Annotated in this window: 15 protein-coding genes; 10 read left to right on the forward strand and 5 right to left on the reverse strand. The window is 70.9% G+C overall.

Going from position 1 to position 14720, the window contains the following annotated elements; translation table 11 throughout:
* The first annotated feature begins 52 nt into the window (after positions 1-52).
* The 3 genes from ACWF7A_RS08550 to ACWF7A_RS08560 are packed head-to-tail and all read left to right on the forward strand — an operon-like array spanning position 53 to position 1610.
* The gene (locus ACWF7A_RS08550) at positions 53-379 is read left to right on the forward strand and encodes a plasmid stabilization protein (protein WP_452249800.1); all 327 of its coding nucleotides are present in this window, start codon (positions 53-55) and stop codon (positions 377-379) included.
* 1 nt (position 380) lies between these two features.
* Positions 381-1043, forward strand: a complete 663-nt coding sequence (locus ACWF7A_RS08555; RefSeq protein WP_452249801.1) for a hypothetical protein — start codon at positions 381-383, stop codon at positions 1041-1043.
* Positions 1044-1055: 12 nt separating this feature from the next.
* The gene (locus ACWF7A_RS08560) at positions 1056-1610 is read left to right on the forward strand and encodes a hemerythrin domain-containing protein (RefSeq protein ID WP_452249802.1); all 555 of its coding nucleotides are present in this window, start codon (positions 1056-1058) and stop codon (positions 1608-1610) included.
* Here ACWF7A_RS08560 and ACWF7A_RS08565 read toward each other — a convergent pair.
* Both ACWF7A_RS08565 and ACWF7A_RS08570 read right to left on the reverse strand, forming a co-directional pair.
* Complete coding sequence (locus ACWF7A_RS08565) at positions 1607-2329, reverse strand: TauD/TfdA family dioxygenase (protein ID WP_452249803.1); 723 nt, start codon at positions 2327-2329, stop codon at positions 1607-1609. The genes ACWF7A_RS08560 and ACWF7A_RS08565 overlap by 4 nt on opposite strands.
* Complete coding sequence (locus ACWF7A_RS08570) at positions 2326-3504, reverse strand: MFS transporter (RefSeq protein WP_452250154.1); 1179 nt, start codon at positions 3502-3504, stop codon at positions 2326-2328. The genes ACWF7A_RS08565 and ACWF7A_RS08570 overlap by 4 nt, the downstream gene beginning before the upstream one ends.
* Before the next feature lie 115 nt (positions 3505-3619).
* Here ACWF7A_RS08570 and ACWF7A_RS08575 point away from each other — a divergent pair, with 115 nt between their 5' ends.
* Genes ACWF7A_RS08575 through ACWF7A_RS08595 form a run of 5 tightly spaced genes read left to right on the forward strand, consistent with a single transcriptional unit; the run spans position 3620 to position 8272 of the window.
* Entirely contained in the window at positions 3620-4597 is a 978-nt protein-coding gene (locus ACWF7A_RS08575; RefSeq protein ID WP_452249804.1) for an ABC transporter substrate-binding protein, read from the forward strand.
* Positions 4590-5651, forward strand: a complete 1062-nt coding sequence (locus tag ACWF7A_RS08580; RefSeq protein WP_452249805.1) for a FecCD family ABC transporter permease — start codon at positions 4590-4592, stop codon at positions 5649-5651. The genes ACWF7A_RS08575 and ACWF7A_RS08580 overlap by 8 nt, the downstream gene beginning before the upstream one ends.
* A complete protein-coding gene (locus ACWF7A_RS08585) occupies positions 5648-6445 on the forward strand; it encodes an ABC transporter ATP-binding protein (RefSeq protein WP_452249806.1) in 798 nt (265 codons plus the stop codon). The genes ACWF7A_RS08580 and ACWF7A_RS08585 overlap by 4 nt, the downstream gene beginning before the upstream one ends.
* Entirely contained in the window at positions 6429-7229 is an 801-nt protein-coding gene (locus ACWF7A_RS08590) for a Rossmann-like domain-containing protein (protein ID WP_452249807.1), read from the forward strand. Before ACWF7A_RS08585 ends, ACWF7A_RS08590 begins: the two co-directional genes overlap by 17 nt.
* Positions 7226-8272, forward strand: coding sequence for a pyridoxal-phosphate dependent enzyme (locus ACWF7A_RS08595; RefSeq protein WP_452249808.1), 1047 nt, complete (start codon positions 7226-7228; stop codon positions 8270-8272). Before ACWF7A_RS08590 ends, ACWF7A_RS08595 begins: the two co-directional genes overlap by 4 nt.
* Here the strand turns inward: ACWF7A_RS08595 and ACWF7A_RS08600 are convergent.
* Positions 8232-8408: a DUF3040 domain-containing protein gene (locus ACWF7A_RS08600; RefSeq protein WP_452249809.1), complete on the reverse strand. Its 177-nt coding sequence runs from the start codon at positions 8406-8408 to the stop codon at positions 8232-8234. The genes ACWF7A_RS08595 and ACWF7A_RS08600 overlap by 41 nt on opposite strands.
* A gap of 830 nt (positions 8409-9238) precedes the next feature.
* Here ACWF7A_RS08600 and ACWF7A_RS08605 point away from each other — a divergent pair.
* The gene (locus ACWF7A_RS08605) at positions 9239-11818 is read left to right on the forward strand and encodes an ABC transporter substrate-binding protein (RefSeq protein WP_452249810.1); all 2580 of its coding nucleotides are present in this window, start codon (positions 9239-9241) and stop codon (positions 11816-11818) included.
* Between the two features lies 1 nt (position 11819).
* On the opposite strand, the gene tsaA is transcribed toward ACWF7A_RS08605, so the two are convergent.
* Both tsaA and ACWF7A_RS08615 read right to left on the reverse strand, forming a co-directional pair.
* Positions 11820-12215 (reverse strand): tRNA (N6-threonylcarbamoyladenosine(37)-N6)-methyltransferase TrmO, encoded by a 396-nt coding sequence (tsaA, locus tag ACWF7A_RS08610; RefSeq protein ID WP_452249811.1) that lies wholly within the window; start codon positions 12213-12215, stop codon positions 11820-11822.
* Complete coding sequence (locus ACWF7A_RS08615; protein ID WP_452249812.1) at positions 12215-13618, reverse strand: protein adenylyltransferase SelO; 1404 nt, start codon at positions 13616-13618, stop codon at positions 12215-12217. The genes tsaA and ACWF7A_RS08615 overlap by 1 nt, the downstream gene beginning before the upstream one ends.
* A gap of 137 nt (positions 13619-13755) precedes the next feature.
* Here ACWF7A_RS08615 and ACWF7A_RS08620 point away from each other — a divergent pair, with 137 nt between their 5' ends.
* Positions 13756-14688, forward strand: a complete 933-nt coding sequence (locus ACWF7A_RS08620; RefSeq protein ID WP_452249813.1) for a COG4315 family predicted lipoprotein — start codon at positions 13756-13758, stop codon at positions 14686-14688.
* Positions 14689-14720 lie beyond the last annotated feature (32 nt).

The following is a 14720-nucleotide window of genomic DNA, read 5'->3' on the forward strand; positions in this document are numbered from 1 at the left end:
GAACCGTTCTGAACGGGGTATTCGCCGACCAGGATCGAGTCAGGAGGTCGTGATGCCCGCGGGTTCGAACGCGAAACGTGAACGCCAGTACGAGCACATCAAGGACTCCGCGCAGGACCGCGGCGCGTCGCCCAAGCGCGCCAAGGAGATCGCGGCCCGGACGGTCAACAAGAACCGCGCCCAGGCCGGTGAGTCCAAGACGGCGAGCAAGTCGTCCATTGAGGACATGTCACCGCAGAAGCGCGGTGGCCAGCGGTCGGGCACGAACCGCCCCAAGGGCCTCACGAAGGAACAGCTCTACAACGAGGCGAAGAAGAAGAACATCAAGGGCCGTTCGACGATGACGAAGAAAGAACTCGCCAACGCGCTCGGACACTGACGTGCAGGACGTGGACAAGGCCTCGGCGCTGACGATCCTCACGATGGAGCACAACACGCTGCAGATGATCCGCACGGCGACCATCACCGACGCGACCGGCCGCGCGGGCCATCTGCTCACGACGATCTCCGCGTCGATGATCGCCCTGGGATTCGTCGCCCAGGTCGTGCCGTTGACGGTGTTGCTGACGCTGATGCTCGTCCTCTTCTCCGCGCTCTTCCTGATCGGCCTCGCCACGCTGTTCCGCACGGTGGAGCTGACCATCGAGGACGTCCAGGCGGGCCTGGGGATCAACCGCATCCGAGCCGTGTACGCGGAGCTCGAACCGTCGACCCGTGATGTCTTCGTGCGCCAGCTGCACGACGACACGCTCGGGGTCGAGGCGGACGGCGGTCAGACCGGCTGGCGCAAGGCCAGACGCCCACGGCTGATCGGCACCACGCTCGGCGTCGCCGGCCTGGTGAACCTCGTCAACGCACTCGTCGGCGGGGTGATCGCCGGTGCGGCGGCGGGCCTGCTCAGCGCCCCGCTGGCGTTGTCGATCGTCGTCAGCGTGGTCGTCGCGATCGCGGTGTTCAGCGCTTTCGGCATCGCGCTCGGCCGAATCGGACGGCGTGGCATCGCGCCCATCACCACGCGCTATCCGAGGAACAACCCGAACTGAAGGAGAACCACCATGCAGTACGACGTCGTCGACCTGATCATGCAGGACCACCGCGAGGTGGAGCGCCTGTTCGACGAGCTGAAGAACCACCCGGAGAAACGGCCGCTGCTGACCCCGGTCGTCTGCGGCCTGCTCGTCGCCCACAGCCGCGCCGAGGAGGCCGAGGTCTACCCGGTCGCCAAGGACGCGGGCGGTGACGACGAGGTCGAGCACAGCCAGGAGGAGCACGCCGAGGCCGAGCAGCTGCTCGCCAAGCTGCTCGACACCGACTACGACTCGCCGCAGTACGAGAAGGCGTTGAAGGACGTCGTCGACTCCATCACCCACCACGTGGAGGAAGAGGAGAAAACGGTGCTGCCGGGCATGCGCAAGCGGCTCAGCGCGGAACGCCGGTACGAGCTCGGGGAGGCGTTCGCGCGCAGCCGGGCCGACCACCTCGGTGAGCTGCCCGGCCAGGCCACCCGCGAGGAGCTGCTGACGCAGGCCAAGAACCTCGGGGTGTCCGGCGCGTCGACCATGAGCAAGGAGCAGCTGCGCAAGGAGCTGCAGAAGGCGGCGTCGAGCTAGGCCTCGTCCGTCCGCACGGTCTGGATGTGCACGGTCCGCGCGCCGGTGTGCGCGTCGCGGCCGTGCCAGCAGCGGTAGTTGTCGAGGACCAGCAGTTCGCCCTCGTTCAGCCTGAGCCTCGGCAACGCCCGTTGTGCCCGCTCGACCTCCGCGTCGAAGCGGGCGAGCATCTCGTTGACGCGTTCGGCCGCGGGGTCGCGGTGCAGGGCCACGACCCCGTCCGTGCGGCGGGTGATGCGCCTGCCGGTGCGCGTGAACTCGATGTGGCGGCCTACCCGCGGTGTCGCGGGTAGGCCGCGCGTCTGCGCCCAGCGCCCGTAGAGGTCGACGTCCGTCCCTCGCAGGAAGTCCTTCAGCTCCGCGTCGAGAGAGTCCGTGAACTCGTGCGCGTCGAGCACGAACGACTGACCGCCGTACGGTGCCTGGGACGCGAGCAGCACCAGCACGTAGTCCTCGTCGGGATGCCTGCGCCGCACCGGTTTTCCGGCGATGTCGACCACGACGTCGAAGCTGTCCGCGTGCAGACCGACGATCTCGCCGTCCACGGATCGCCTGGTGCGGAACGGGTACAGCTCGCGCAGCGCAATGCCGAACAGCAGGGACGCGGCCACCGGCAGCGAGTTCGGGTCGTTCGGCAGGCCGGTCAGGATCACCGCGCCGGTCCCCGTCAAAACCTTGCGGGCGGCGGGGTCGAGGACCTGCAGGCGGGGCACGATCATCGCCGCGGACCGAAGTCGCGGGACGACGGCACGAGCGCGGCCAGGGCCGGCGCGGCGAAGCAGATCACCGCGCAGACGGCCAGCACGGCGGGCGCGCCGAACGACGAGATCGCCGGGGCGATGAGCGCGAGGCCGACCGGGGCGAGGCCGTAGGACATCAGGAAGTCCAAAGAGGACACGCGGGCGAGCCTGGTGGGTTCGACCTCGCGCTGGGTCGCGGTGAACCACGGCACGTTGAACAGCTCGATGCCCACTCCCGCCACGACGTAGGCGGCGATCACCACGAACGGGTGCACCGGCAGCAGCAGGCTCAGCGGAGCGAACCCGTACAGCGCGAGGCCGAACAGCGCCGTCCACCCGGCGTGACGCGGCCGCCAGCGGGCGATGAGCAGCGCGCCCGCCAGCGCGCCCAGCGTGTAGGCGGTCAACGCGCCCGCCAGCACGGCCTCGGTGTCGTAGCGGTCGCGGCTGACCAGGGGGAGCACCACGCCGGTCGCCGAGTAGCCGGTGGCGATCACCGCAGTCAGCGCGCCGAGCCCGGCCAGGAACCACGGGTGCCTGCGCGCCTCGCGCACACCTTCCCAGAAGTCCGCCACGAAGCCCGCGCCGCCGCCCGGTGCCGTGAGGCCGGTGCCCGCGGGCGGGACGAGGGCCGCCACCAGCCACAACGCGCCGATGCCGAGCAGCAGCACCTGCGTGTTCAGGACCAGCGCCAGCAACGCGGTCAGGCCCGGCGCGACCAGCGTCGTCACCCGCACGGACAGGGTCATCGCGGCGTTGGCCTGCTGCCGCTGGTCGGTCGCGACCACCTCCGCGGTCAGCGCCTGGAACGCCGGGCGGCACGCGCCCTGGCCCGCTCCCATCGCCACGGCCGCCAGGGCGGCGAACGGCAGCGAGTTGCCCACGAAGGCGGCGAGGACGGGCGCGGCGAGCGCGGAGGTGAGGCCCGACCACAGGACCACCTGGCGGCGTGCGTAGCGGTCGGCCAGGACACCGCTGACCGGGACGGCGGCGAGGAACCCTGCGGTGCGAGCGGCGAGCAGGACGCCCAGCTCCACAGCGGTGATCGACCGTGAGAGCACGGCCAGGCCGAGCACGAACGGCAGCGCCCAGGTAGCGATGCCCGACGCCGTGGTCGCGGTCCAGAGACGGAGAAAAGTGCTGCTGCGCAACACCGATGGGCTGCGCACTGTGTCGTGGGCCACGCGATCGACCTTCCGGCAGGGTTGCATTGAAAATGATTGTCGTTACAGTAGCGCAAGCCGTTCGAGTGAACTTCTGGAGGATCCGATGTCACACCCCGCCCGTCTCGGACTGGCGTTGGTCGCGGTGTTCGCCGCGGGCTGCGCCGCACCGGGAGGCGCCCAGGCGCCGACGGCTCAGTCGGTGGTGGTGGACAGCTGCGGCAAGCAGCTCACGTTCACCGGCACGCCGCAACGGGTGGTGACGCTGGACCAGAACTCCACGGAGACGTTGCTGGCACTGGGACTGCAGGACCGCATGGCCGGCACCGCCAACGTCAAGACCAAGGTCGCGCCGAGGTTCGCCGACGCCTACGCCAAGATCCCGGTGCTCTCGCCGAAGATCCTCACGTCGGAACCGTTGCGCGCGGCCAACCCCGACGTCGTCGTGGCGTCGTTCAAGGAGCTCTTCACCGCGGACCGCGCCGGGACGCGCGACGAGCTGGAGACCCTGGGCGTGCCCACGTTCGTGAGCTCGGTGAACTGCCCGGACGGCACCACCGCGCCGTTCGACCGGCTGTTCCGCGACTACGAGAACTTCGGCAAGATCTTCGGCATCACCGAGAAGGCGAACCAGCTCGCCGCCGAGCAGCGTGCCGCGGTCGCCGAGGTCCAGGCCGTCAAACGGGATCCCGTCAAGGTCGTGTGGGTCTACTCGGTGTTCAAGGGTGTTCCCTACGTCGCCGGGCGCGACGGCATGCCCAGCCAGATGAGCAAGATCGCCGGTGCGGTCAACGTGTTCGACGACCTGAACCAGGAGTGGCCGGAGGCGTCGTGGGAGGAGATCGCCCGGCGTGACCCCGACGTCGTCGTGATCGGCGACCTGTCCGAGCGCGGAAACCCCGGTGACAAGGCCAGTGAGAAGCTCGCGATGATGCGCGAGCACCCGGCCGTGTCACAGCTCAGGGCGTTGCGGGACAACAAGGTGATCGAGCTGCCGGGCATCGAGATGGACCCGTCGGTGCGCACGGTCGACGCGCTGAAGGCGCTCGGCGCGGGACTTGACAAGATCGCCGGCCGTGGCTGACGCCGCTGTTCTCGATCCTGTCGTTCGGACCTCTCCCAGACCCCTGCGGCGCAAGAAGAACACGCTCGTCGTCGTGCTGAGCCTGGTCGTCCTCGTGGTGTCGACGGTGCTCGCCGTGCGGATCGGGGTCGGCGCGGGCTGGTCCGAGATCGGCCGGGCGGCCGGGTCGCGCCTGGGGATGCCCGTCGTGCCGTTGCCGCGCCTGCTGGACTCGTTGATCTGGGACCTGAGGCTGCCGCGGGTGCTGCTCGCGGCGCTCGTCGGGGCCGCGCTGGCGGTGTGCGGCGCGGTGCTGCAGAGCGTCACGCGCAACTCGCTGGCCGATCCGTACCTGCTCGGGGTGTCCTCGGGTGCCTCGACCGGCGCGGTGGTCGTGGTGGTGCTGGGGTTCGCGGGTTCGCAGCTCGGCGTGACCGGCGGGGCCTTGATCGGCGCGCTGGTGGCGTTCGGGCTGCTGATGCTGTTGTTGCGGCGCACCGGGTTGGACTCCTCGCGGATCGTGCTGACCGGTGTGGTCGTGGGGCAGCTGTTCGCGGCGCTCACGTCGTTGATCCTGCTGTCGTCCGGTGACGCCGACAGCATCCGGGCTGTCACCAACTGGCTGCTCGGCTCGCTCGCGTCCGCCCGCTGGACCTCGGTCGCGGTGTGCGCGGTCGTGCTGGGAGTCGGTCTGCTGCTGGTGTGGCTGTGCTCGGCCGCGCTGGACGGGTTCGCGTTCGGCACGGACACCGCCTCGTCGCTGGGCGTGGACGTCCGGGCGACCCGCGTCGTGCTGCTGGTGACGACCTCTGTGCTGACCGCGGTGGCCGTGGCCGCCGTGGGGGCGGTCGGGTTCGTCGGGCTGATCGTGCCGCACGGTGTCCGGTTCCTCGTGGGGCCGTTGCACCGCAAGCTGTTGCCGTTGTCGGCGGTGGTGGGCGCGGTGTTCCTGGTCTGGACGGACGCGCTGACCCGCGTGGTGTTCTCGCCGCTGGAGGTGCCGGTGGGCGTGTTCACGGCGCTGCTCGGCGTGCCGCTCTTCCTGCTCGTCCTGCGCAGGAGGGGTGAGCTGTGAGGATCGACGTCGAGGGCCTGAGCTGGGGCGTGCCCGGCAAGACCATCGTGCGGGACGTGACGCTGACGGTGTCGCCGGGGGAGACGGTCGGGCTGATCGGACCGAACGGGTCCGGCAAGTCGTCCTTGCTGCGGTGCGTGGCGGGACTGCGCGCTCCGACGGCGGGGGTGGTGCGGTACGACGGCGTGGAGATCGCGTCGTGGCCCGCCCGGGAACGGGCGCGCAAGATCGCGTTCGTCGAGCAGACGGCCGACACCGACAGCGACCTGAGGGTGTCCGAGGTCGCGATGCTCGGCCGCACCGCGCACCGGTCGCGGTGGCGTGGCCCGGACGCCGCCGACCACGTGATCGTCCTGGAGGCGTTGGAGCGGCTGGACCTCGTGGGTCTCGCCGACCGGCCGTGGAAGCAGCTGTCCGGCGGGGAACGACAGCGGACGCATCTGGCGCGGGCGCTGGCGCAGCGCACGTCCGGGCTGCTGCTGGACGAGCCGACGAACCACCTGGACGTGCGGCACCAGCTCGAGCTGATGGAGCTCGCGGGAAGCACGCCGCAGACCGTTGTGGTGGCACTGCACGACCTCGCGCTGGCCGCTCGCTACTGCGACCGGCTGGTGCTGATGCACGGGGGCACGGTCGTCGCGGACGGCGCCGCCGCCGACGTGCTGACCGCGCCGCTGCTGCGCGAGGTGTTCGACGTGGAAGCCGAGATCGGCCGCGACGGCCTGGGCCACCTGGCCGTCGGGTACCGCGCGCCGGTCGAGCGAGGAGGGGGAATCGATGTCCACTGTGGATGATCTGATAACAGAGGTGCTGGAGGGACGGCACGGTCCGGATCCGGCCGGCATCACGGCCACCAGCGTGTTCTGGGTGCATCACGGCACTCGGCTGGCGGGCGGTGACACCACCTATCGCAACCAGTACGTGCTGGCCCGGATCGGGACGGCGTTCGGCGCGTGCGCGTTCGCGGAGGGCGACGCCGATCCGGCGGTGTGCGCGAACTACTCCGGCGCTCCCGTCGCCACGGTGCTCCGGGAGGCGCCGGCGCCGGTGCGGGTGGCCGCGCTCGACGCGTACCTCGGCAGCGTCCGTCCACATCGCACCTCCGACGCCGAGCGGGTGGTGCTGCCCGTGGGCACCCCGGAGGAACGGGCACGGGCCCGTGACGCGGCCGTGGCCGGGCTGCTCGACGTGCCGGCGGGTGCCAAGGTGGCGTTGATCGGCGTGGTGAACCCGTTGGTGGCGGCCATCCGCGAGCGCGGCGCCGAGTGCCTTCCGTGCGACCTCTCGCTGAGGACGACGCAGTGGGGCGACCCCGTCACCCCGGACATGCGGGACGTGCTCGGGGTGGCGGACGCCGTCGTCGCCACGGGCATGACGATCGGCAACGGGACGTTCGACGAGATCCTGCGCAGCTGCCGTGCGCGCGACGTCCCGCTGATCGTCTACGCGCAGACCGCGAGCGCAGTGGCCCGCCACTTCCTCGGCGAGGGCGTCACGGCCCTGTCCGCGGAGCCGTTCCCGTTCTCGCAGTTCAGCGCCGACGAGACCGCGCTGTACCGCTACCGAGCCCGAACATGAGAGAAGACGTGGACGACCACATCGCTGACGCCCTCAGCCGCCCGGCCCTGGTACGCCTCGACTCCCGCACCCTCTGCCTGCGCTTCGAGACGATGAAGGTCGCCTCGGCGCTCGAAGCCGTCCGCTTCCTGCTCGAACGCGGCACCATCGCGCACGGCGACACGTTGGTGGACAGCTCCAGCGGCATCTACGCGCACGCCCTGGCACTGGCCTGCCACCGCCACGGCCTGCACTGCCACATCGTCGCCTCGACCACCGTCGACCAGACGCTGCGCACGCAGCTGGAGATCCTCGGCGCCACCGTGGAGCCCATGCCGCCGTCCGCGAGCCTGAAGATGGACCAGAGCCGCCGGGTCGCACGGGTGCGCGAGATCCTGCGCGACCACCCGAGGCACCACTGGATGCGGCAGTACCACGACGACGTCCACTACCGCGGCTACCGCCCGATCGCCGACCTGATCCGCGAGCACGCCGACTGCTCACGGCTCTCCGTGGTCGGCGGCGTCGGTACCGGAGCGTCGACGGGAGCCCTGACGACGTTCCTGCGCGAGACCTCACCGGACGTGGAACTGGTGGGCGTGCAGCCGTTCGACAGCGTCACGTTCGGCAGTGAGCACGTGCACGACCCGGAGATCATCATCGCGGGCATCGGCAGCTCGATCCCGTTCGGCAACGTGGACCACACGCTCTACGACACCGTGCACTGGTTCGGCTTCGACGCTGCCCTCTCCGGCAGTGTCGCCCTGCTGCGCGAACACGCCATCTTCGCGGGCCTCTCCGCCGGCGCGGCCTACCTGGCGGCCCGGTGGGAACAACAGCTGGACCCGGACCGGCACGTGGTGGTGCTGGCCCCGGACACCGGCCACCGCTACGTCGACGCGGCCTACTCCCGCCACGCCGAGGCACCGGCTCCGGAGACGCTGCGACCGCGGCAGATCAGCAGGTTGAGCGACATGGACCTGCCGTGGTCGCGGATGCGCTGGAACCGGGCGGAGGCGCCGCCTAACGCGGTCGCGGACCGGGCGATCCCGGTCGCCTCCTGAAGAACGCGACGATCCGCTCGAGCGGGGTCCTCTGACCCAGAGGACCCTCGTTCAACACGCGGGCCAGGTCGGGGTCGGACGCGCGGAGGCGTCGCTCGATGTCGATGAGCCGCTGATGTTCCTGAGCACTGAGCATGCCCGCTCCCCAGGTCGGTCCGGCCTGTCGGGCAGGGGTGTACCCAGGGGGAACGCGGCTCAAACCACCGGGTTCGGCGGAAGTGGGGGCGGGCTCGGCGGGTGGAGCGGGCCCGGTGGTGGACCGGGCGGACGCAGGGGGCCCGGTACTGGTGGCGGTCCCGGCGGCTGCAGAGGGCCCGGTGCGGGGCCGGGTGGCCGCAGCGGACTCGGTGTCGGGCTCGGTGGCTGCCTCGGATCGGGGTTCGGTTCCGGCGACCCGAAGGGGTCGCGGCCCGGACCCGGGCGCGGCGGCTCTGCCGGGCCCAGAGGGTCGCGGCCCGGGCCTGGACGCGGGTCCGGGTCTGGTCCTGGTGGCTGCAACGGGTCGCGATCGGGTCTTGGTGGCTGCAACGGGTCGCGGTCCGGTCCTGGTGGACGCAACGGGTCGCGATCGGGTCCCGGTGGTCTCACCGGATCGCGGTCCGGTCCAGGTGGATGCTCCGGATCCGGCCCCGGCGGACTCACCGGATCGGGGTCGGGCCCCGGCGGCTCGGGCTGGTCCGGACCCGTTGGGCGCGGCTGGTCGGGTCCGGTGGGCTGGGGCTGGTCTGGGCCTGTCGGGCGCGGCTGGTCGGGGCCCGTGGGGCGCGGCTGGTCCGGGCCTGGGGTGGTAGGCGCCGGGTCCGGCGGTGGTACTGGCTGGCTCATGCGGGCGGGATACCCGCCGGTCACACGCTCCTCACCTCATTCTCGGCCGCCTCGAATTAAGTCCGTTCCCGCTAATGAGCCGGTCTCGCTGCCCGACAATCCGTCCGGATTCTGTTTGGGACCGGCAGAGACGGGGCGAGGGTGGCGCAGTCCAGGGTGGGTTCGTGGTTCCCCGGTTCCGAGCAGACTCGCGGCCTGCAGTTCGCGGGCGCGGTCGAGCTCTTGCGGTTGCTCGACCGGCTGTCGACGCGGCCGCGGTGGCCCGGCAGGGACGTGCCGTTGCCGATCGTCCACCTGCGGCGGCCGCCCGGAGTGGGAAGTCCGCTCGAGGCGCTGGCGAACCGGCCCGGCATGGCTCGGGGGCGGCGGGTGCCCTACGCGCACGTCGACGGGGAGGCGGTGGCTCGCCGGCGGTTGCTCGACGACGTCGTGGGGCAGCTGGCCGGTGAGGTCCGGGGTGTGGCGCGGTTGCGGTTCCCGCATTACGCGCTGGTGGTGTGGTTGCTCGACCTGACGTTGCCCGCCGGGGTCGAGGCCGAGGAGGAGGAACGCGAGATCGCGCGCGAGTTCCGGCTGCACCTGCGGCGGCGCGTGCGGGTCACGGCGGACGGGGCCCAGGACTTCGCGCAGGACTTCCCCTGGTGGGTTCGGCTGGTCATCGGGTTGATGCCTCGGGTCGGGCTCGCGTTGATGGCCCTGGTGTGGCGGCCCGCGACGTGGGTGGGGGAGCAGGCGCTCGGCGGGCGGTCCCGGCACGGGCTGTACCGGCTGGCTCGCGCCGTCGTGAAGGAACGACTGGCGGAACGGCACGAGGACGAGGTCGGGGACCTGCTCGTCCGGGCGATGCTGGAGGACCTGAGGCGGTCGCACCGGCGGTGGACGTGGTGGGGGACCGGGCGTCGCCGCACCGGGAACCCGTGGCTGCTCATCGACAACGTCTCCGGGGCGGGGCAGTGGCTGGTCGACGCGATCGGCCGGGCCCGCAGCGGGGTCCGCAGTGGACAGTCGTGGCGCGCGAACCCGTTGAGCCGGCCCGATCCGCTGCTCGTCGTCGCGGCGGGGGAGTCGGACGAGGTGCCGCGGACCCACGCGGCGGACGCGCTCGCGGGCTACCACGACTGGCTGCGGCAGCTGTCGCGGTCGGAGAACTGGGTGCTGGCACTCGACACCGACGCCACCGAACCCGCGCGCGGCATCATCGGCGCGCTGTCCGAGTACCCGGATCTGCGGCTGCGGCGGGCACTGGCCGCGCCCCTCGTGCTCGTGCTGCTGGCCGGGGCGCTCGTCGCCGTGCCGTTCCTCAACCACGCCCGGTGCGACGAGTGGTGGTCCCCGTCGCTGCGCGCGCCGCTCGAACGGGTCGGTGACGAGTGCATCGGGGTGTCGGCGGACCCGTTGCGGCACTTCGTCCCCGACACGGTGCCGGACGACATCCGGCCCGACCTGGAGGCCGTCTACGGCCTCATCGTCGAGGAGAACCGCAAGACCGAGTCGCGGCCGGACGCCATCACGATCGTGTTCCTCAGCGTCCTGACTCCCCGCACCTCCAACAGCTTCCACGCGCTGGTCGAGGAACTGCGCGGCGTGTGGGTGGCGCAGAAGACCAGCGACGTGCCCATCAGGCTGCTGCTGGCCAACGGTGGCGAAGGACCGGGCGGGCGCGGCCTCGCCTCCGGCGACCTCGCCGCGGACAAGATCATCGAACTGGCCACGCGCGACCGGAGCGTGGTCGCCGTGACCGGGCTGTCGATCAGCACCGACACGGCCAAGTCGGTCGTGAAGCGGTTGGGCAGCAACGCCCTGCCCGTCATCGGCACGCTCACGTCCGCCGACGAGATGGCGACGATCAACGAGTACTACTACCAGATCGCGCCCAACAACCTCCGCGAGGCGCGGGTCGCCGCCTACTACGCGCGGACCAGGCTGAACGTCTCCGACGTGGCGATCTTCTACTCCGGCGACCCGACCGACCGCTACAGCCAGAACCTCGCCGAGGACGCCCGCGCCTCCTTCGCCGAGAAGGGGATCACCGTCAGCCAGTACAAGTCGTACCGGGTGGCGAACGACGACGAGGGCCTCGCGCCGTCCAGTCTCGGCCAGGGCGCCTGCCCGCCGGAACCGAGACCGGGGTACGCGGTCTTCTACGTCGGCCGCTCGCAGAACCTCGCGGAGTTCCTGCGCGGCATGAACAGCAAGTGCCAGGGCCGCACGCCGACGGTGATCGCGAGCGACTCGTCCACGCGGTTCATCCTCGAGGGCACGATGGCCCAGTTCCCCAACGTGCGGCTGGACTACGTGTCGTTCGCGAGCCCCGCCGCGTGGGCGGACTGCGCCAAGGTGCCGTTCTACAAGAACTACCTCGACGCGTTCCGCAGGACCTGCCAGTCGCTCGGCGACGGGCGCTCGGCCACCGCCTACGACGCGATGCAGGTGCTGGCCGAGGGGGTGCGACAGGTGCGCCGCACCGACCCCGGCGCGCGGGTGCGGGAAGGACTGCTCGCGGGCATCGGGCGCATCCGGCCGGACAACGCGATCCAGGGCGCCACCGGCACCATCGGCTTCGAGACCAGCACACGGCTGCCGGCGAACAAGGCCGTGCTCGTGTTGCAGGGCAACACGGACACGACCTCGACACCGAGGTTGCTGTGCGGGGAGCTGCCGTTCGGCGAGGACCTCGTGGTGAAGCCGGACACCGAGGGGTGTCCGCGCGACCCCCAGTAGGTCAGCGTTCGGTGCCCAGGACGGGCTTCACGTCGACGATCGGCGTGCCGTCCACGGCCTCCAGGTGCGCCACCCGCACCGCGAGGTCCTCGACCGCGGTGATCCGGACGTGGTGCAGCCCGATGGGGTTCGGCCGGTCGGGTGACCGCGTGGAGAACACGCCGGTCTCCGGCCGGGACGGGTCGCTGCGGGGATGCACGGCCAGCACCGACCTGTCGGCGCGGTCGAGCCAGGTGAGGACCAGGACGTCCTGGCCCGCTTCCAGTTCCCGCATCGCCCGCGCGTACTCGGGCGCGAACACGAGCAAGGCCTCCGGCGCCCCCTCGTCCGCCTGCCTGGGCGCGGCGGAGCGGTCGGTGAGGGGCGATTCGACGTGGCCGATCGGCTGCAGCTTCATCAAGTCCCGCAGTAGGTCCGGTAGGTGGCACTGAAGTCCTGCGGCGCAGGGGACGAGAAGTATTCCAGGCCGGGTCGTTCGCCGAACGGGGAGGTAACCGCTTTCAGCAAACGGTCGAACGGGCCCATGTCCCCGGCTGCTCCCGCCGCCAGCGCCTCCTCCACGAGGTGGTTGCGCGGGACGTAGACGGGGTTCACGCCGTCCATCACGTCCGCGTCCGGGCCCAGCTCCCGCCACCGCGCGAGCCACGCGTCGATGCCCGCGAGGTCCAGGAACAGCGAACGGGCGGGTTCCGCGTCGCCCTTGGCCGCCTTGCCGAGCAGGTGGAAGAACGACGTGAAGTCGACGTGGTTCTCGTGCATCAGCACGAGCAGGTCCTTGACCAGAGGCTTCACGTCGCCGGACACCCCCAGCTTCGCCCGCATGCCGCCGATCCACGCCTCCTCGAAGTGCGCGTCGAACGTCCGCAGCGTCGCGAGGGCGAGCGAGACGGCCTCGTCCTCGTCCTCCGCGAACAGCGGCAGCAACGCCTCCGCGAGCCGGGCCAGGTTCCACTCGGCGATGATCGGCTGGTTGCCGTACGCGTAACGGCCGCCCTCGTCGATCGAGCTGTACTTCGTCCTCGGGTCGTAGGCCTCCATGAAGGCGCACGGCCCGTAGTCGATGGTCTCGCCGGAGATCGTCATGTTGTCCGTGTTCATGACGCCGTGGATGAAGCCGACGAGCATCCAGCGCGCCACGAGGGAAGCCTGGGCCGCGACCACCTGAGCGAACAGCTCCAGATAGGTGCTGCCCGGGTGGTGGCGGGCGATCGCATGGTCGGCGAGACGCCGCAGCAGCTCCAGGTCACCGGTGTTGCGGGCGTACTGGAAGCTGCCGACGCGCAGGTGCGACGCGGCGACCCGTGCCAGCACGGCGCCGGCCAGCGGTTCCTCGCGCTGCACGACGTGGCCGGTGGAGACGACGGCCAGCGCCCGCGTCGTCGGGATGCCGAGCGCGTGCATGGCCTCGCTGATCACGTACTCGCGCAGCATCGGGCCGACCGCCGCCAGCCCGTCGCCGCCGCGGGCGAACGGGGTGCGTCCCGACCCCTTCAGGTGCAGGTCGCGCAGACGGCCGTCCGCGCCGGTGAGCTCGCCGAGGAGCAACGCGCGGCCGTCGCCCAGCCGGGGGGAGTAACCGCCGAACTGGTGACCGGCGTAGGCCTGCGCGACTCCGGGGGCGACATTTCCGGTGAGAAGGGGCAGACCCTCCGTGCGCAGCCATTCCGCTTCGAGTCCCAGTTCGGACGCGAGCGGCTCGTTGAGGACGAGGAGTTCCGGTTCGGCGACCGGGACGGCCTCCCACGCCACCGCCATCTCGGGGACCGCGGTCGCGAAATCGCTGCTCAGGCTGATGCTCACCCCGTCAACGGTACCGGCTGCGTTCGGGAACGCGTGTGATCGCGGTCTCAACTCGAACTTCTTCGAACCGTTCCGGCGGCGCGTGCGTGTCAGTGGTGAACAGGTTGAACAGTCCACTCAGGAATGAGAAGAAACCAATGCGTCGCAAGCAAGTTGGGTTCGCTGCTGCCCTTTTCGCGGTCGGTGTCATCGCACTGACGGCGTGCGGTCAGGGTGCCGCGCAGTCCGGTTCCCCCGCTCCCGCACAGGAACAGGCGCAGAACGCGGAGAGCACGGCCGAGCCGGAGACGGACGCGCAGTCCGGAGTGGACTTCCTGCGCGGCACCGCCAACTCCAACAAGGCGGACCAGAGCTCCGGCGACCGCGCGCCGGAGAGCGCGCCGGTCGAGGTGAGGCAGAAGTGGGTGGAGCTGCGCGCCGGCAACGCCGGTGGCCTGGAACCCGCTGTGGTGAACGGAAAGGGCCTCTCGGTCTACTGGTTCAGCGACGACCCGGTGGGCGGCGGGGTGTCCAACTGCAACGGTGAGTGCGCCAAGACCTGGCCCGCGATCACCGTCACCAAGGGCACGAGGCTCTTCTTCCCCGGCATCCGGCGGGAGAACATCGGCTTCATCAAGCGTCAGGACGGCCAGCTCCAGGTGACGATCGGCGGTCGCCCGGCGTACCTCTTCAACAAGGACAAGAAGGCCGGGGACATCCTCGGCCAGAACGTCGGCGGCAAGTGGTTCGTGATGAACCCCGAGGGCAAGCGCGCGGTGCCCGAGGCCGAGGCGCCCGCCCCGGTCCCGAACCAGCCGGCACCCGGTGCCAAGCCCGCGAACTCCGTGACCTTCTTCAGCGGCAAGAACCAGAAGGACTTCGGCGACAGCTTCGCGGTCGGCGTCAAGGTCGAGGCCAAGTGCGCCGACCTCCGCGGCGGCTTCCAGTCGCTGTCCCCGGACGGCGCCGTGAAGATCTGGTCCGAGCCGGGCTGCAAGGGCAAGTCCGCCGTCGTGAGTGGTCCGGTGGACGACACCTCCGCCGCCCCGGTCGGCTTCCCGGACGGCGTGAAGTCCTACATCCGCGCCTGAACCTGATCGGGTGAACGAGAAGGCCGCCAGAG

Source organism: Lentzea sp. NPDC055074 (genome assembly GCF_053608005.1).